The sequence below is a fragment of the Pseudoalteromonas sp. TB41 genome, from assembly GCF_000497975.1.
Lineage (GTDB): Bacteria > Pseudomonadota > Gammaproteobacteria > Enterobacterales > Alteromonadaceae > Pseudoalteromonas > Pseudoalteromonas tetraodonis.
This window is the reverse complement of the sequence record NZ_AUTH01000024.1, coordinates 18,071-34,091: the sequence shown is the minus strand read 5'-3', so window position 1 is coordinate 34,091 and position 16,021 is coordinate 18,071. Positions and strand designations below refer to the sequence as shown.

Below are 16,021 nucleotides of genomic sequence, written 5' to 3'. Positions count from 1 at the left end.
TAGGGCGTGTTGATCTTTGTGGTATGAAAAACAAACAGCATGAAGATAAGGTATAATTGAATTCGCCAGAAAACTTTACACCGAACCTACATGCCAAGATTAATGCTAACAGACGGGACATGGAATGTCTTATCAAAAGTAATGTACTTAAGTGGTCGAATTTATAATAAGCCCGACCATAGAAAAACGCTCGAAGGCATACTGTATAAGATGCGCACAGGTATTCCATGGCGAGATTTACCTTCTGATTTTGGCCGTTGGAGTGCTATCTACAGACGGTTTAATTTATGGTCCAAAAAAGGGATTTTGAATGAACTGTTTCGCGCATTATCTCGTGATGCGGACATGGATTGGGTCTTCATTGATGGCAGTATTGTCAGGGCTCATCAACATAGTTGCGGTGCAAGAACTGCTGACAATGAATCAATTGGAAAGAGCCGAGGTGGAAATTCTACGAAAATTCATCTTGCAGTCGATAGCGGAGGGTTGCCTGTTTATTATGAATTATCCTGTGGAAATACGCATGATATCGTCCATGCAGAGTCACTCGTAGCTAATTGCCCAACAAGTAATATGGTTGTCGCAGATAAAGGCTACGACAGTGAAAAACTGAGAGCGTTTGTTCGTGATAATAACGCTACACCCGTTATTCCACGTAAGGGCAACAGTTTAGTAGGCAATGAAGATATTGACTGGTGCATGTATAAATATCGGCACTTGGTTGAGAATGCATTTGGCCGTATTAAGCAATATAGAGGGATAGCCACGCGGTATGAAAAGCTTGAACGAAATTATCATTCAATGCTCGCTTTAGCATTTACTATGATGTGGCTACCAATGTGGGCTGATTGATATATGTACTACAAAGATCAACAGCCCCTAATAACGATAATAAACTCATCGGCTTTTTTCATTGGGCTAATTTTAGCTTCATAAAAATGATTATCTTGTTTATGTTCAAGCTCAACAGTGACAGGGGCGTTCAGGGGTATTAAGTACCCTTGCACTTGTTTTAAATTAGCATCAGAGAATAAACACGATAATTTTTTAGGGGGTGTTGAATGGCTATAATTTAACGATTTAATACGTCCACCGGTATCAAGAATATTGCCATTGGCATCTACGCGTAAAAAAGCATCGGGTAATGCATTAAGCAGGCTATTGAGCTCGTCATGCTTATGTTTAAGGGATGCTTCAGCCGTTAAGCGAGTTTCGGCCATGTATTTAAAACGATGGTAAAGTTTATTTAGCTCAGGACTATTGGGCTGCTCATCGTCATGAGGCATATTACCGGCCACTAAGCGGTTAACCGCCCGCGTTAAACTTTTAATCGGATTTAAAATGCTTTTATTAACTAATCGTCTAGCCAATACGGCTAAAAGAAGAATGGTCATTAAAAACCCTAAAACCATTTTTACAAAGTTAATATCTATCTGCTCAATCGTTTTATCAACTGGCTGAGTAATATAAATTGACAGTTGATTACCGCTATTATCTTTATAAAGCGTTGTGTGATTGTAAATCCGGCTCGCCCCATCATTCCCTCTGTAAATTATTCCGGCTTGTTGGCTATGATCAAGGTCTTCATTGGTTATTTTTTTACCTAATCGATCGGCTGAAAAAGGAAACTTAGCTAAAACTAAGCTGTTAGAATCAGTAATCACTGCGCGTGAATTATTGGGCAGATTTAAATTATTAAGCGCTGAATTCCACCATTGCAAAGCAATTGCAGCAACTAACATACCTGTAATTTCGCCGTTTTCATCTAATATTGGCGAAGCAAAAGCCAGACTGGGCGCATTAATACTTCTACCAATTTGATAAGAGCCAATTGAAAACGCTTTAGTTGTGAGGGCATGTTGAAAGTATTGACGATCGCTAATATTTATATCTTGGTTATTGCCATTGGTTGCACACATAATATTGCCTTGTCGATCATAAACACTCACATTAGCAATGTTGCTATACAATGTTTGTAAGTCTAAAAAGTAAGGCGGGCAATTGACCGACATTTTGGTAATATTTATGTGCTTGTTTGCTAAGAATAGGGTCAGGCGTTGTACATCATCAATAATATTTTTTTGCTGTAAAACTAAATGATCAGCAATATGCATTACTTTTTTTTCACTTTCTTTAAGTGCTGCATCGCGACTAAACCATAAGGTAATTAAGATCACAGCGATCCCAGGCATGCAAATTAGCATAAGTAGTCGATAAAGCTGATGTTTTAATGATGCAGTAAAAATAATCGTATCCAAATAAATATAGGGTAAAACTCTAACCAATAGTTTTACCATAAATAACCTTTAATGTACTAAGGTTATATCGCAAATATTAAATTTACTTTTATTGTATATAACTGAAATTTATTAATTAATTTTCGGGTAAAGTCATAATAATAAATTAATATTTTATACTTTTACTTAACCTATTTTAGGCAAAAAAAATGAAAATAACCAAAGTTTTAACTGCTTATGCTACCCAAGATGGGGATGGTGTTAATATTCGTCGTATTCCAGGATTTGATGGTAAATATTTAGACCCATTTTTAATGATTGATGAGCTTAAATCTGATGATGAGAGTGACTATATTGGTGGTTTTCCTCCTCACCCTCATCGCGGTATCGAAACTTTTACCTATATTTTAAAAGGAGGATTTGAGCATAAAGATCAAATGGGTAACACAGAAGCAATTCGCGCCGGTGACGTGCAATGGATGAGCACCGGTAGCGGTGTTATGCACAGTGAAATGCCCCTTGCCGATGCTGAACAAGGCTTACATGGTTTTCAAATTTGGCTCAATATGCCAAGTGCTCAAAAAATGCGTGAGCCTCAATACCAAGATACCACAGAGCATCCAGCACCGAGTTTTACTAATCAACAAGGTATTAGTCTTAAAGCGCTAGCAGGGACATGGCAATTTGAATCACACCAATTGGCTGCAAGCTTACAAAATTTAGCTGCTAATGGCGCTATAGCCGATGTAGTTTTGCCTGCGGGTGAAGGGCTTAATTTACCGGCTTTAAAACAGCAAAAAGTGATGATTTACATACACACTGGGTCATTAGAATCAGCGCAAGGTGAAACCTTTGATGCAGGAAAATTACTTATTGTTGAGCCATCGAGTGATATTTGCATACGTGCCGAAAAAGCAGCAGGTGTTCTGATTTTAGCAGGTGATCCGCTTAATCAGCCAATTGCACATATGGGACCGTTTGTAATGACCACCGAGGCTGAAATTCGCCAGGCTGTTAGCGATTATCAAAATGGTTTTTTTGGCTCATTGTCGTGATGAATAGATGCGGGAATGACTTTTAAGCAAGTAGCTTTAATAACCAAGTGTATTTTTTTATCGTGTTAGCATCACCTTTAGCAGACTCAACTACAGCGCCAGCTGCAAACGCGCTGGCGAGCCCCACTTTTGTTGCTGCAAAGCGTTTGGCTCTGTATTTTATAGCTGCAAGATGCTGACGTTTTAGCTCTGATCGCATAACAACTTCTTTATCTAGCTGTTGCACGCGAGCGTTCGGTGAGTTGATCAAATAATTGATTAACATAATTGTGTGTGCCTTATAATTTAAGCAGCTGCTTTAGGCTATTTAGCGTTTTAGTAAAGCCAATTTTTTTGCTTAGATAAACGGCGTTTCGCCACAGCCAAACTAAGCATAAAATTTGTAGGCTGATCACCACTGCAATGCTCAGCCAAATAGAGCTAAACAGATCAAAGGTGGCAAAGCCTACAATACCTAAAAATCCCACCCACAGTAACACCAAGCCACTGGCAAAACATCCTAGTAGAATGGTGATCAGTGCTAAGGATCTTAGCGATAGCTTCCACTCTGCTATTGCCAGCTGATGTGTCAACTTTCCTTGTTGATGATAATCATCCTTGAGCTGCGCTGCATAGTCAGCAAGCTTAGCAACGTGATCTTGCCAGTCATCGGCGTGTTTTGCCGATGACGGCGAATCTGTCCCTTGTGATTCACTTGGTGTTGAGTGTTGGTTTTGCATTAGTATTACTTACGACGAAACAGTGCTGTAACTAACATACCAGCAGCAAACGCCAGCCCCGCCGTTGCTAATGGGTTTTCTGATGCGAGTTGACGCGTTTTAGACGAACACTCTGCTAGTTTCTCACGAGCGGCTAACTGCTTTTCATTAAGCGTTTCAGCTGAGCTGCTTGCGCCTTTACGAACGCCACTTTCTGCCGCCGCCGCTTTGCTTGATAATGCATCAACTGCGTCATGCGCTGCTGATGTCGCTTTATCTGTTAGCGGTGCTTCAATCTCTTGTTTTGCATCAATAGGAGTTTTGCTTTTCGTTGCCGTAGCCATAATCAATCCTTAATAGTTTTTTAAAAGTAATTATTTAGATGCAATGATTAAACCAGTCTTTAACCTATTGTTTTATATAAATTGTATTTTATTTACGAATTTTGAGTGGGTTTATAACTGTAACTATTGCGACAATAGTTTGTAATTTTTACAAACTAGGACGTGTTGAGCATTCGAGATTGATTTTTTCTTTGTCCACTCGATTCCAAACCTCGCGACACGATTAAACCGCATCTAGTTTGAACAGACTCTAATTCACAAAGGTCAGCAGGGCTCAAATAAATTGTAATTATTCACTGTTTATTCATTAAGCAAATAATGCCAACAAGCTAATAAAAAGAACGATAAAAAATTTTTTACTGGCTGATCAGATTTTTTATTAAACAATTCAACCGCTTTAATCGGAGCCTTATTTTTTCAGGCTTCGCGGGGTGCTAAAGCTGGGTGACTTACTTGACAAAAAGGCTTGTCAAGCCCTAAACTGGAGCACTGTGGTAAAAAGTGGTGTTTAGTGGATCAAACTGGATCGGGTTAATCAAAAAGTTGATTAAAATAAATTTACAATAGGCTTTTTATGTTTCGTGGCGCAAGTTCACTGAGTTTGGATGATAAAGGACGTTTTGCGGTACCGACTAAGTACCGAGATACGCTATTGTCTGAAGATCAGGGAACGGTAATTTGCACCGTTGCACTCAATGAGCCTTGCCTTTGGTTATACCCTCTTGCTGAATGGTTAGAAATAGAAAGCCGTTTAGCAAAAATATCTAATATGAATCCTAGAGCACGACGGATGCAACGTATGTTGTTAGGTAATGCGACAGAGTATCAGCTTGATAAAAACGGTCGAATTTTGTTGGCGCCTTCATTGCGCTCACATGCAGAACTTGGCAAAAAAATTATGCTGGTGGGTTTAATGAATAAATTTGAAATTTGGGATGAAGCACGTTGGCACGAGCAGATGCGCCAAGACACTGAGCTTGAAAGGCTCGGTGATTTTGAACCGAATGACGATTTAGATAACTTCACCCTCTAGCAGCAAAATAAAAGGCAAATAACAGCTAATGACAGCGCAATTTGAACACGTATCCGTATTAATGGACGAAACCATAGATGCACTTGCAATTAAGCCAGACGGCATATACATGGATGGTACCTTTGGACGTGGCGGACATTCAGGGCAAATATTAGCGCGCTTAGGTGAAAGCGGTCGTTTACAGGCCATTGACCAAGATCCACAAGCGATAAAGTCTGCTGAAAAATTTGCTGATGATCCACGTTTTTCAATTGCTCATTCTCGTTTTTCAAAGTTATACGAGGTAGCTGAGCAAAACGATCTTATTGGTCAGGTTGATGGCATTTTACTTGATATTGGTGTGTCGTCGCCGCAGCTAGATGACGCAGCGCGTGGCTTTAGCTTTATGAAAGATGGTCCGCTCGATATGAGAATGGATCCAAGTACAGGTCGCAGCGCAGCGCAGTGGTTAGCTGAGGCTGAATTAGATGACATTACTCATGTGATCAAAAAGCTAGGTGAAGAAAAATTTGGTAAGCGCATTGCGCACAAAATTTTAGAAGTGCGTGAACACACGCCAATCACTACTACTAAGCAGCTCGCTGATTTAGTCGATGAAGCCGTACCGGTGAAAGATAAGTTTAAACACCCTGCAACGCGGACTTTTCAGGCTATTCGTATTTATATCAATAGCGAATTAGAGGAAATTCAAACGGCATTACAAGCGGCGATTAAAGTTCTTAAGCCGGGTGGTCGCTTAGTGGTTATTTCGTTTCATTCTTTAGAAGATCGCATTGTTAAACAATTTATTAAAAAACAGAGTAAGGGAGAAGCGATACCCAGAGGTCTGCCTTTAACCGACGCACAAATAAATAAAAATCTGACGTTAAAAGCAGTGGGTAAAGCTATTAAACCAAGTGCTGATGAAGTGGCGCGTAATCCACGCTCTCGCAGCTCAGTGCTAAGGATCGCACAGAGGTTGGGATGAGTAAAAAAGCGAGCTATCGCCAACCCAATTTATTTCTTGAAATAATTAAAGGCCTAGGTGCGAACAAGATCACCTTGGCCTTGTTGGTTGTGATATTCGCATCAAGCTTGAGTGTGGTGCAAGTAACTCATCTCTCTCGAGCGCAATTAATTGAGCAAGATTCGTTGCTCCAAGAGCGTGACGAATTGGATTTAGAATGGCGTTATTTTTTAGTGGAAGAAGAGTTTTATTCACAACATGCGCGCATTGAAGAAGTGGCAACGTCACAACTCGAAATGAAGCGGCCAACCAGCCAAGATGAGCAGGTAATTATATTACAATGAGAATGCGAGGCAAAAAACCAGTCAATAACCTAATAGCATGGCGCTTTATTTTAGTGTGCGCGGTGATTTTTTTAGTGTTTGTGACCTTGGTATCGCGTGCTGCGTACTTGCAAGTAATTGAACCTGATAAAGCGCGCTCTGAAAGCGATAAACGTACGGTACGGATTGAAAAACTGCATGTGCAACGCGGGATGATTTTCGATCGTAACGGTAAAGAGCTTGCCGTTAGTGTGCCTGTGGTAAGCGTGTATGCGGATCCTAAAGCCCTGCATAAATCACTGGTTAGTAAAGTACTTAGGCAAGCACGCAAAAACGGTGAAGATCAGCAAACGCTTCGTGAAAATGTTGCTGAGTTAAATAAGCGTACCGCCCTGTATTATAAAAATGATTTACGCTGGCGTGAATTGGCTGATGTGTTGCGCATTGAGCCTAGTAAAATTAACACGCGATTACTTGATGATCCTACTCGTCGCTTTGTGTATTTAAAACGCCAAGTGACTCCCGCTGTGGCTAATTACATCGGTGATTTACGCCTACCTGGTATTCATTTATTGGATGAATCAAAACGTTATTACCCTGCTGGTGAAGTAAGCGCACATGTTATTGGGTTTACCAATATTGATGGTAAAGGCATTGAGGGCATAGAAAAGCTTTATGAAAACGCGTTAACCGGTGAAGAAGGTCGCCGTACCATTCGCAAAGATGCGCAAGGGCGTGAAGTTGAAGTGCTTGATGAACGCGAGCGAGTAGAGCCTGAAAGCATTCAACTAAGTATTGATCAGCGAATTCAAGCCATTGCCTATAAAGCAGTTAAATCAGCGGTATTAACTTATAAAGCGACCTCAGGTTCTGCCATGGTAGTAGATGTTAAAACCGGTGAAGTCTTGGCCATGGTCAATAGCCCATCATTTAATCCTAACAACTTAAGCGGGGCGGCTCCTCATAAACGTCGTAACCGCGCTATTACCGATTTGTTTGAACCCGGCTCAACTGTTAAGCCTCTAGCCATTTTAGCTGGATTAGACTACGGCACAATCCAACCGGATGACAAAGTTGATACCTACCCAGGCTGGATGCGCTTAGGGGGCAGCTTAGTACAAGATACCCGTAATCATGGCGAAATGACGCTGCGCGAAATTTTAAAATACTCCAGTAATATGGGAGTAACCAAAATAAGCCAAACAGTACCCAAAGAGTACTTTGTGGGCTTGTATCAAAAAGTGGGGTTTGGCAGTGATAGTGGTACTGGCATGGTAGGCGAAAGTAGTGGCTTATTTTACCCTAACCGCCGTTGGTCAGATCATGAAATTGCAGCGCTCTCGTTTGGTTACAATATTGCCGTGAGTACCGCGCAAATGGCACGTTTTTACGCCATGTTAGGTGCAGGCGGGGTTAATCGTCCGCTTACTGTACTAAAGCAAGATTCTATACCTGAAGGTGAGCGTGTCTTTCAACAAGAAGATGTTGAAGCCGTTGTACACATGATGGAAAGCGTATTTGAAGAAGGCGGTACCGCACGCCGCGTTAAAGTGGATGGTTACCGCGCTGCTGGTAAAACAGGCACCTCTAAAAAAGCCGCCGCAGGGGGCTATGGTGACGAATATGTAGGTTATTTTGCGGGCATTGCCCCTGCGAGTAACCCGCGATTAGCCGTTGTGGTATTAATCAACGAGCCCGGTGGAGATGTTTATTATGGCGGCGCAACGGCAGGTCCAGCGTTTGCAGAAATAATCTCTAATTCATTAAGAATTTTAAACGTTGCCCCAGACAAAGACTCGGTGGCATACGTGAAGGGCAAAGATGATGGTGCGTGATTTACACACAATTTTAAAACATTTAGAAATAGATGCAGCACGTTTAATGGTAAACGAGCTGCGTTTAGATAGCCGCGATGTAAAACCAGGTGATGTGTTTGTGGCGATAAAAGGGCACCAGTTAGATGGTGGGCACTTTATTAGTAAAGCAATTGAAAATGGTGCCAGTGCAATTATTGCCGACAGACTGTGTGAATTTGAAAGTGATTTTGAGCCGCTTTATTTAGTCTCAGAATTGAATAAGAAACTGCCTGTATTGGCGAGTCAATTTTATCAACAACCGAGCAAGCACTTAGATTTAGTTGGCGTAACGGGCACCAATGGTAAATCGACTACCACAGCAATGATTGCTCATTTAGCGCAATTTTGTCATACCCAAGCCGCTATTATTGGTACCTTAGGTTACGGCCATCCAGATAACTTAACACCACTGCAAAATACTACGCCTTCAGCAGTCGATTTACAGCGTATTTTAAGCGACTTAAAAAATGAGCAACACCAATTGGTTGCTATGGAAGTGTCATCGCATGGTTTGGTACAGCACCGTGTTGATCAATGCTATTTTAAAGCTGCAGTGTTTACTAACTTGTCGCGCGATCACTTAGATTACCATGGCGATATGCAAAGCTATGGTGATGCTAAATTAATGCTGTTTCGTGATTTTGATGCTGACCATGTCATTCTTAATCAGGATGACGGACAAGCAGAGCAATGGATTGAAAAATACAGCTTTAATAGTCTTATTTGTTATGGCCGTAAAAACTTAGCCCCTAAAAATGCACAGTTTGTGTATTTTTCAGATGTTCAGTATTCAGCAACCGGTATTTCGGCGCAATTAACTACTAGCTGGGGTGATGTTGCTATAAAATCACCGCTGTTTGGTGAATTTAATCTTTATAATTTAACGGCTGCGTTAGCAACGCTATTAGCGCTAGGCTATCCATTAACACAGTTAGTAGCAGGATGCGAGTATTTACAGCCGGTAGCCGGCAGGATGCAAGCATTTACAGCGCCAAGTATGCCTACTTGCGTTGTTGATTACGCGCATACGCCAGATGCGTTGGCTTTAGCGTTACAAGCGCTGCAGCAACATGTACCAGGTGGAGTGAGTTGTGTGTTTGGTTGTGGCGGCGACAGAGATAAAGGAAAGCGTGTACTAATGGCACAAGCTGCTGAGCAGTTTGCAGACAAAGTGATCATTACCAGTGATAACCCACGCTCTGAAGACCCTAATGACATTATTAATGATGTAGCTGCGGGATTAGAGCATCCAGAAAACGCTTATTTAGAGGCCGATCGCGGTGCCGCGATACAATTTGCTATAGATAACGCAAAAGCCGGTGAGGTTATTTTAATTGCCGGTAAAGGGCATGAAGACTATCAAATTATAGGCGATACACGCATCGATTTTTGCGACCGCCAATTTGTACAACAACAATTAAAAAAAGCAGTAAGAGGGTCTCAAGCATGATCCCGATGGATTTTGATTGGCTAGCTAATGTGCTAGCAACCGATTATCAAGGTGATAATCGCAAGGTGATAAATATAAACACCGATACTCGTACTTTGTGTGATGGTGAAGTGTTTTTGGCGCTTAAGGGCCCAAATTTTGATGGTCATAAATTTATTGAACAAGCAAAACAAAAAGGCGCTATAGGCGTGATTGTCGATCACGCTGTTGATACCGATATTGCTCAATTTGTAGTTGCCGATACCCGTATTGCATTAGGCACAATTGGTACAGCAGTGATGGCGCAAGTTGCACCTAAAACTATCGCTATTACTGGCAGTGTAGGTAAAACAACAGTTAAAGAAATGTGTGCCGCTATTTTATCAAGTAAAGGGGATGTATTAGCCACTAAAGGTAATTTTAACAACGACATTGGCGTACCGTTAACTTTACTCAGATTAGAGCCACAACATCGCTTTGCGGTTATTGAATTAGGCGCTAACCACATAGGTGAAATTGCGTACACCACCGCGATGACCAAACCGGATGTAGCTGTGGTATGTAATGTTGCTGCTGCCCACTTGGAAGGCTTTGGTAGCCTGCAAGGTGTGGCACAAGCAAAAGGTGAAATTTACGACGGATTAAAAGAGGATGGCATCGCCATCGTCAATTGCGATAGTGACTTTAGTCAATATTGGCTTGATAAGTTAGCAACGCGCAATATTAAATGTTTTTCGAGTAGTGAAAAGCTCGATATTTGGGCTGAAGACATCAGCCTAGATGCACAAGCTCGCGCAAGCTTTACTTTGTGCACCAAGCAACACAGTGTGCCGGTTAAGTTAGCACTGCCAGGTAAACACAATATTAGTAACGCGCTTATTGCTGCGGCGTTAACCAGTGAGTTTGACGTGTCACTTGAGGACATTGCCAGCGCGTTAGCGACCATGGGTGAAGTTAAAGGGCGGGTTAACCTAATTGAAGCCAGTGATTCACTTACCATTATCGATGATACATACAATGCCAACGTAAAGTCGGTGAAAGCTGCGATTGATTTACTTAGTGATATTCAAGGTCATCGTATTTTGGCACTCGGTGATATGGGTGAACTTGGCGAAGATGCCCGTAAATATCATCAAGAAGTCGGTGAATACGCATTAGCGCAAGGCATTGATGAGTTATTTACACTCGGAGTATTAAGTAAATGTGCCAGTGATGTATTTGGGCTGCCAAATCGCCATTTCTCTAATCGTGAGCAAATGCTGCAGCAAATTCAAAACAGCATTAGCAAAGTAGATAAAAAAATTACCCTTGTCGTGAAAGGATCACGCAGTTCTCGCATGGAGCTTTTAGTAACCGATTTAATTAATGGCCAGCAACAAGCCATCAATGGAGTATCATCATGTTAGTTTGGCTGGCTGAGTATTTAACTCAATATTATAGTGGCTTTAATGTTTTTTCGTATTTAACCCTGCGTGCCATTTTAGGTATTTTAACCGCATTGATGATGTCGTTGTATTTTGGTCCTAAGTTAATTCGTGCGTTGCAACGCATGCAAATAGGGCAAACAGTACGTGATGATGGTCCGCAATCGCACCTATCTAAATCGGGTACACCGACCATGGGTGGCTTACTTATTTTAGGAGCTATTTTTACCAGCACATTATTATGGGCAGACTTGTCTAATAAATACGTATGGGCCACTTTATTTGTAATTGGCTCATTAGGTATTGTGGGCTTTATTGATGATTACCGTAAGGTGATCCGCAAAGATCCAAAAGGACTTATTGCAAAGTGGAAATACTTTTGGCAATCGGTAATTGCACTGGTTGTAGCCACTGCGCTTTACATGAGCAGCACACAAGCGACAGAAACATCTCTTGTTGTGCCATTTTTTAAAGATGTACTGCCACAGCTGGGGCTGTTTTATATCGTGATCACCTACTTTGCGTTGGTGGGCACGTCAAACGCGGTTAATTTAACCGACGGTCTAGACGGTTTAGCCATTGTACCTACTATTTTAGTGGCTGCAGCACTGGCCATTATTGCTTACTTAACGGGTAATATTAATTTTTCGGCTTATTTGCATATTCCGCATTTACCACTGGCGAGTGAGTTGGTTGTGGTATGTACCGCTATTGTAGGGGCTGGGTTAGGTTTTTTATGGTTTAACACGTATCCGGCGCAAGTATTTATGGGCGATGTAGGCTCATTAGCACTGGGTGGTGCATTGGGGATTATTGCCGTACTTGTTCGCCAAGAGCTGTTACTGATTATTATGGGGGGCGTGTTTGTAATGGAAGCGCTATCGGTAATTTTACAAGTTGGCTCTTACAAATTACGTGGGCAACGCATTTTTAGAATGGCGCCTATTCATCACCATTACGAACTTAAAGGTTGGCCGGAGCCACGCGTTATTGTGCGCTTTTGGATAATTTCTATTGTGCTGGTACTCGCTGGCCTTGCGACATTAAAGATCCGATAAATGCAGTATTTAAACGAGATAAAAAATAAACACATAACAGTGCTCGGACTCGGTGTAACCGGTCTGGGCATTGTGCGTTTTTTATTATCTCAATCAATACAGCCTTATGTGGTCGATAGCAGAGAGAATCCGCCAGGTGTTGATTTGCTCAATCAGCACGCACCTCAATTAAAAACTCACTTTGGTGACCTAGAAAATGCGGCGCTCAGTGCTTGCGATATGATTATTATTAGTCCTGGGCTGAGCTTAAAAACACCAGCAATTGTTAAGGCAATTAACGCAGGCGTTGAAGTGATTGGTGATGTTGAGTTATTTGCGCGCATTAATAGCAAACCAGTCGTTGCTGTAACCGGCTCTAATGGTAAATCAACCGTAGTAACACTTGCCTACGAAGTATTAAAAACCGCAGGTTATAAGGTGGCACTCGGTGGCAACATTGGCACAGCGGTACTGGATTTGCTTGACGGTGACTTTGATGTATTTGTATTAGAGCTATCGAGTTTTCAGCTTGATACCACACGAAGCCTAAAAACGACTAGTGCAACCGTGCTTAATATTTCAGAAGATCATCTCGATCGTTATGATAGTTACCAAGCCTATATAGATTCAAAACTAAGTATTTATAATGGTGCTGAACACATAGTGATTAATGCTGACGATAAGCAAACACACCCTGTGAATCGCACGTTAGCACCACAACTGAGCTTTGGTGAAACACAAGGCAATTACCACTTAGCACAGCACAATAGCGAAGCGCACTTTATGGTAAAGGGCGAAGCTTATTTACCAGTAAGTGCTTTAGCCGTTGTGGGTAAGCATAACTATTTAAATACCTTGGCAGTGATGGCGTTACTCAGCCCATTTACAATTACTAAGGCGCATTACAAAACCGCATTATCTCAATTTAATGGCTTAGCGCACCGTTGTCAGTTTGTGGGTGAGTTTAATGGCGTTAAATACTTTAACGACTCTAAAGCCACCAACGTAGGCGCAACAGTGGCGGCAATAGATAGTTTAGCGGGTAAGCACGAAAACCTAGTCGTTATTGCTGGTGGTGATGCTAAAGGTGCTGATTTAGAGGTGTTAAAGCCTTATATTGAAAAGCATGTAAAAGCGCTGATTTGTTTTGGTAAAGATGCCAAAGATTTAGTGGCACTGAGTGCTAAAGGTCATTTAACCAATAATATGTCTGAGGCTGTGGCGCTTGCAAAGCAATTAAGTAAATCGGGCGATACCGTTTTACTCGCACCTGCCTGTGCCAGCATTGATATGTATAACAATTATATGCAACGCGGCGATGATTTTGTGCAATGTGTATTGCAGGGGCAGTCATGATTGCTTTTGCGGATATTAAAGAGGCTCTCACCCCTAAACCTTCAGCGCAGCTTTATGATGTGCCACTGCTTTATTGCATGCTAATGCTGATTGGTGTGGGCTTTGTGATGGTAACCAGTGCCTCAATGCCGACAGCCGATAGACTGTTTGGTAATATTTATCATTTTACTATCCGCCATGGCATTTTTTTAGGGCTATCGTTTTGTTTATTTTGCATTAGTACTCAAGTACCTATGTCGTGGTGGAAAAAAGCTAACCCCTATTTATTACTAATCGGTTTAGTACTGTTATTAGTGGTACTTATTGTAGGACGTGAAGTCAATGGTTCGACCCGCTGGATACCCGTAGGACCGTTTAATATTCAAGCCTCGGAGCTCGCTAAGTTGTTCTTTTTTAGTTATATCGCAGGCTACTTAGTCCGTAAGCGCAATGAAGTTCAAGAAAACATAAAAGGCTTTGCTAAACCCATAGCGGTATTTGCAGTTTATGCAGCACTTATTTTAATGCAGCCCGATTTAGGGACTGTTGTGGTGATGTTTGTTACTACGGTTGGTTTGTTGTTTTTAGCCGGTGCCAAGCTTTGGCAGTTTTTTGCACTTATTTTAACCGGTATTGCGCTAGTTGTTGGGCTTATTGTGTTAGAGCCATATCGTATGGCGCGTGTGGTTGGCTTTTTAGAACCTTGGGATGACCCTTTTGGCAAAGGCTACCAATTAGTGCAATCACTAATGGCTTATAGTCAAGGCGATTGGTTTGGCCAAGGCCTAGGAAACAGCGTACAAAAATTACAATATTTACCAGAAGCGCACACCGACTTTATTTTTGCTGTTATTGCTGAAGAGTTAGGTTTTATGGGGGTGCTGAGCATTTTAATGGTACTCGGTACTTTAGTATTTAGAGCTTTACTCATTGGCCAAAACGCGCTTAAAAACGGCAAAGAATATGAAGGCTACTTAGCCTTAGCAATTGGTATTTGGTTTGCGTTTCAAACCATGGTTAATGTGGGCGCCAGTGCCGGTATTTTGCCAACCAAAGGATTAACCTTGCCGTTTATTTCTTATGGTGGCTCAAGTTTATTAATGATGACCATAGCAACCGGTATTTTATTACGTGTAGATTTTGAGACCAAGATGGCAACGAAACAAGCCACGTCAGGTGGAGCTAAGCGATGAGTAAAAAAATAGTCGTTGTAGCAGGGGGCACAGGTGGACATATTTTTCCAGGGATTGCCGTTGCTGATTATCTCAAACAGCAAGGTTGGCAAGTTAGCTGGATAGGCACCCCAGATAGAATGGAAGCCAGTGTCGTGCCCAAGCACAACATAGAAATTGATTTTATTGATGTAAAAGGCGTGCGAGGGAATGGTTTAAAACGCCTTATTAAAGCGCCATTCATGGTTATTAATGCAATATTGCAAGCGCGTAAGGTATTAAAACAACAACGCCCTGACGTCGTTTTAGCAATGGGGGGGTATGTAACTGGCCCAACAGGTATTGCGGCAAAAAGTCTGGGTATTCCTTTGGTGATTCACGAACAAAATGCCGTAGCAGGCATGAGTAATAGGTGGTTGGCTAAATGTGCTAATCGCGTGTTAGCGGCTTTCCCCAGTGCTTTTGCCAATGGCAAATCAGAGCTGGTGGGTAATCCTGTACGCCAGAGCGTGATTGATATTACTGAGCGCGAAGTAACCAGCCCTATAAATATTTTAGTGGTGGGTGGTTCGTTAGGTGCGCAAGTACTCAACCAAATACTACCTGAAGCATTTAAGCGCTTAAATGACACCAGTGCTATTAATATTTGGCATCAAACCGGTAAAGGGCACCTTGCTAGTGTAAGTGAAAGTTACCAGCAGCAACAAATGGGCAATGAGCAAGTGACCGTTGCTGAATTTATTGATGATATGGATACCGCTTATAGCTGGGCAGATATTGTGATTTGTCGTGCAGGTGCGCTTACGGTAAGTGAAATTGCCGCAGCGGGTAAAATGGCGGTATTTGTGCCGTTTCCACACGCGGTTGATGATCATCAAACAGCCAATGCACAGTATTTAGTAATGGCAGAAGGGGCGTTATTAATGCCACAGGGGCAATTTAATCAGCGCAGTATTGTTGAACTTTTAAGCCCCTATTTAGCCGAACCTTTATTAATAACTAAAATGGCTGCCAAAGCAAAACAGCAGGCTATTTTAGATGCCACAGCAAGCGTAGCGATGCACTGTGAGCAAGTAACAAATAAGAGAACATAAGTGAAACAGACATTAGCAAAAGAAAAATATACACGCCC

General features: G+C 41.8%; 16 protein-coding genes. 12 read left to right on the top strand and 4 right to left on the bottom strand.

Annotated features, from left to right (window positions below; genetic code table 11):
• The first annotated feature begins 90 nt into the window (after positions 1 to 90).
• Positions 91 to 852 (top strand): IS5 family transposase, encoded by a 762-nt coding sequence (locus tag L641_RS0104140; RefSeq protein ID WP_024600859.1) that lies wholly within the window; start codon positions 91 to 93, stop codon positions 850 to 852.
• Between the two features lie 17 nt (positions 853 to 869).
• Here L641_RS0104140 and L641_RS0104135 read toward each other — a convergent pair whose 3' ends face one another.
• A complete protein-coding gene (locus L641_RS0104135) occupies positions 870 to 2,177 on the bottom strand; it encodes a cache domain-containing protein (RefSeq protein WP_253944045.1) in 1,308 nt (435 codons plus the stop codon).
• Positions 2,178 to 2,446: 269 nt separating this feature from the next.
• On the opposite strand from L641_RS0104135, the gene L641_RS0104130 reads away from it, so the two are divergent.
• Positions 2,447 to 3,292, top strand: a complete 846-nt coding sequence (locus L641_RS0104130) for a pirin family protein (RefSeq protein ID WP_024601210.1) — start codon at positions 2,447 to 2,449, stop codon at positions 3,290 to 3,292.
• 22 nt (positions 3,293 to 3,314) lie between these two features.
• Here L641_RS0104130 and L641_RS0104125 read toward each other — a convergent pair whose 3' ends face one another.
• From L641_RS0104125 to L641_RS0104115, 3 genes are read right to left on the bottom strand one after another with little or no spacing between them, the layout of a single operon-like run.
• On the bottom strand, positions 3,315 to 3,557 hold the full coding sequence (locus tag L641_RS0104125; protein WP_008110702.1) for a hypothetical protein: 243 nt from the start codon (positions 3,555 to 3,557) through the stop codon (positions 3,315 to 3,317).
• A 13-nt stretch (positions 3,558 to 3,570) separates the two neighbouring features.
• On the bottom strand, positions 3,571 to 4,011 hold the full coding sequence (locus L641_RS0104120) for a hypothetical protein (protein WP_024601209.1): 441 nt from the start codon (positions 4,009 to 4,011) through the stop codon (positions 3,571 to 3,573).
• A gap of 5 nt (positions 4,012 to 4,016) precedes the next feature.
• Entirely contained in the window at positions 4,017 to 4,334 is a 318-nt protein-coding gene (locus tag L641_RS0104115; protein WP_008110700.1) for a hypothetical protein, read from the bottom strand.
• Between the two features lie 574 nt (positions 4,335 to 4,908).
• Here L641_RS0104115 and mraZ point away from each other — a divergent pair.
• From mraZ to murG, 10 genes are read left to right on the top strand one after another with little or no spacing between them, the layout of a single operon-like run.
• Positions 4,909 to 5,367, top strand: a complete 459-nt coding sequence (mraZ, locus tag L641_RS0104110) for a division/cell wall cluster transcriptional repressor MraZ (RefSeq protein WP_008110699.1) — start codon at positions 4,909 to 4,911, stop codon at positions 5,365 to 5,367.
• Between the two features lie 28 nt (positions 5,368 to 5,395).
• A complete protein-coding gene (gene rsmH, locus L641_RS0104105; RefSeq protein WP_008110698.1) occupies positions 5,396 to 6,334 on the top strand; it encodes a 16S rRNA (cytosine(1402)-N(4))-methyltransferase RsmH in 939 nt (312 codons plus the stop codon).
• Positions 6,331 to 6,657 (top strand): cell division protein FtsL, encoded by a 327-nt coding sequence (gene ftsL, locus L641_RS0104100; protein ID WP_008110697.1) that lies wholly within the window; start codon positions 6,331 to 6,333, stop codon positions 6,655 to 6,657. The genes rsmH and ftsL overlap by 4 nt, the downstream gene beginning before the upstream one ends.
• Positions 6,654 to 8,471: a peptidoglycan glycosyltransferase FtsI gene (locus L641_RS0104095; protein ID WP_013464053.1), complete on the top strand. Its 1,818-nt coding sequence runs from the start codon at positions 6,654 to 6,656 to the stop codon at positions 8,469 to 8,471. The genes ftsL and L641_RS0104095 overlap by 4 nt, the downstream gene beginning before the upstream one ends.
• Positions 8,464 to 9,942: a UDP-N-acetylmuramoyl-L-alanyl-D-glutamate--2,6-diaminopimelate ligase gene (gene murE, locus L641_RS0104090; RefSeq protein WP_024601208.1), complete on the top strand. Its 1,479-nt coding sequence runs from the start codon at positions 8,464 to 8,466 to the stop codon at positions 9,940 to 9,942. The genes L641_RS0104095 and murE overlap by 8 nt, the downstream gene beginning before the upstream one ends.
• Entirely contained in the window at positions 9,939 to 11,327 is a 1,389-nt protein-coding gene (gene murF / locus L641_RS0104085) for a UDP-N-acetylmuramoyl-tripeptide--D-alanyl-D-alanine ligase (protein ID WP_024601207.1), read from the top strand. Before murE ends, murF begins: the two co-directional genes overlap by 4 nt.
• Positions 11,321 to 12,403, top strand: a complete 1,083-nt coding sequence (mraY, locus tag L641_RS0104080) for a phospho-N-acetylmuramoyl-pentapeptide-transferase (RefSeq protein ID WP_008110692.1) — start codon at positions 11,321 to 11,323, stop codon at positions 12,401 to 12,403. Before murF ends, mraY begins: the two co-directional genes overlap by 7 nt.
• The gene (murD, locus tag L641_RS0104075; RefSeq protein ID WP_024601206.1) at positions 12,404 to 13,738 is read left to right on the top strand and encodes a UDP-N-acetylmuramoyl-L-alanine--D-glutamate ligase; all 1,335 of its coding nucleotides are present in this window, start codon (positions 12,404 to 12,406) and stop codon (positions 13,736 to 13,738) included.
• A complete protein-coding gene (gene ftsW / locus L641_RS0104070; RefSeq protein WP_008465286.1) occupies positions 13,735 to 14,910 on the top strand; it encodes a cell division protein FtsW in 1,176 nt (391 codons plus the stop codon). The genes murD and ftsW overlap by 4 nt, the downstream gene beginning before the upstream one ends.
• Positions 14,907 to 15,983: an undecaprenyldiphospho-muramoylpentapeptide beta-N-acetylglucosaminyltransferase gene (gene murG / locus L641_RS0104065; RefSeq protein ID WP_024601205.1), complete on the top strand. Its 1,077-nt coding sequence runs from the start codon at positions 14,907 to 14,909 to the stop codon at positions 15,981 to 15,983. The genes ftsW and murG overlap by 4 nt, the downstream gene beginning before the upstream one ends.
• Positions 15,984 to 16,021 lie beyond the last annotated feature (38 nt).

Excerpts from the sequence above, each read along its gene's own strand:
- murD (WP_024601206.1), top strand. The coding sequence starts at position 12,404 with ATGCAGTATTTAAACGAGATAAAAAATAAACACATAACAGTGCTCGGA.
- mraZ (WP_008110699.1), top strand. The coding sequence starts at position 4,909 with ATGTTTCGTGGCGCAAGTTCACTGAGTTTGGATGATAAAGGACGTTTT.
- L641_RS0104130 (WP_024601210.1), top strand. The coding sequence starts at position 2,447 with ATGAAAATAACCAAAGTTTTAACTGCTTATGCTACCCAAGATGGGGAT.
- L641_RS0104120 (WP_024601209.1), bottom strand. The coding sequence starts at position 4,011 with ATGCAAAACCAACACTCAACACCAAGTGAATCACAAGGGACAGATTCG.
- L641_RS0104115 (WP_008110700.1), bottom strand. The coding sequence starts at position 4,334 with ATGGCTACGGCAACGAAAAGCAAAACTCCTATTGATGCAAAACAAGAG.
- L641_RS0104095 (WP_013464053.1), top strand. The coding sequence starts at position 6,654 with ATGAGAATGCGAGGCAAAAAACCAGTCAATAACCTAATAGCATGGCGC.
- ftsL (WP_008110697.1), top strand. The coding sequence starts at position 6,331 with ATGAGTAAAAAAGCGAGCTATCGCCAACCCAATTTATTTCTTGAAATA.
- L641_RS0104125 (WP_008110702.1), bottom strand. The coding sequence starts at position 3,557 with ATGTTAATCAATTATTTGATCAACTCACCGAACGCTCGCGTGCAACAG.
- L641_RS0104140 (WP_024600859.1), top strand. The coding sequence starts at position 91 with ATGCCAAGATTAATGCTAACAGACGGGACATGGAATGTCTTATCAAAA.
- mraY (WP_008110692.1), top strand. The coding sequence starts at position 11,321 with ATGTTAGTTTGGCTGGCTGAGTATTTAACTCAATATTATAGTGGCTTT.
- ftsW (WP_008465286.1), top strand. The coding sequence starts at position 13,735 with ATGATTGCTTTTGCGGATATTAAAGAGGCTCTCACCCCTAAACCTTCA.
- murF (WP_024601207.1), top strand. The coding sequence starts at position 9,939 with ATGATCCCGATGGATTTTGATTGGCTAGCTAATGTGCTAGCAACCGAT.
- rsmH (WP_008110698.1), top strand. The coding sequence starts at position 5,396 with ATGACAGCGCAATTTGAACACGTATCCGTATTAATGGACGAAACCATA.
- murG (WP_024601205.1), top strand. The coding sequence starts at position 14,907 with ATGAGTAAAAAAATAGTCGTTGTAGCAGGGGGCACAGGTGGACATATT.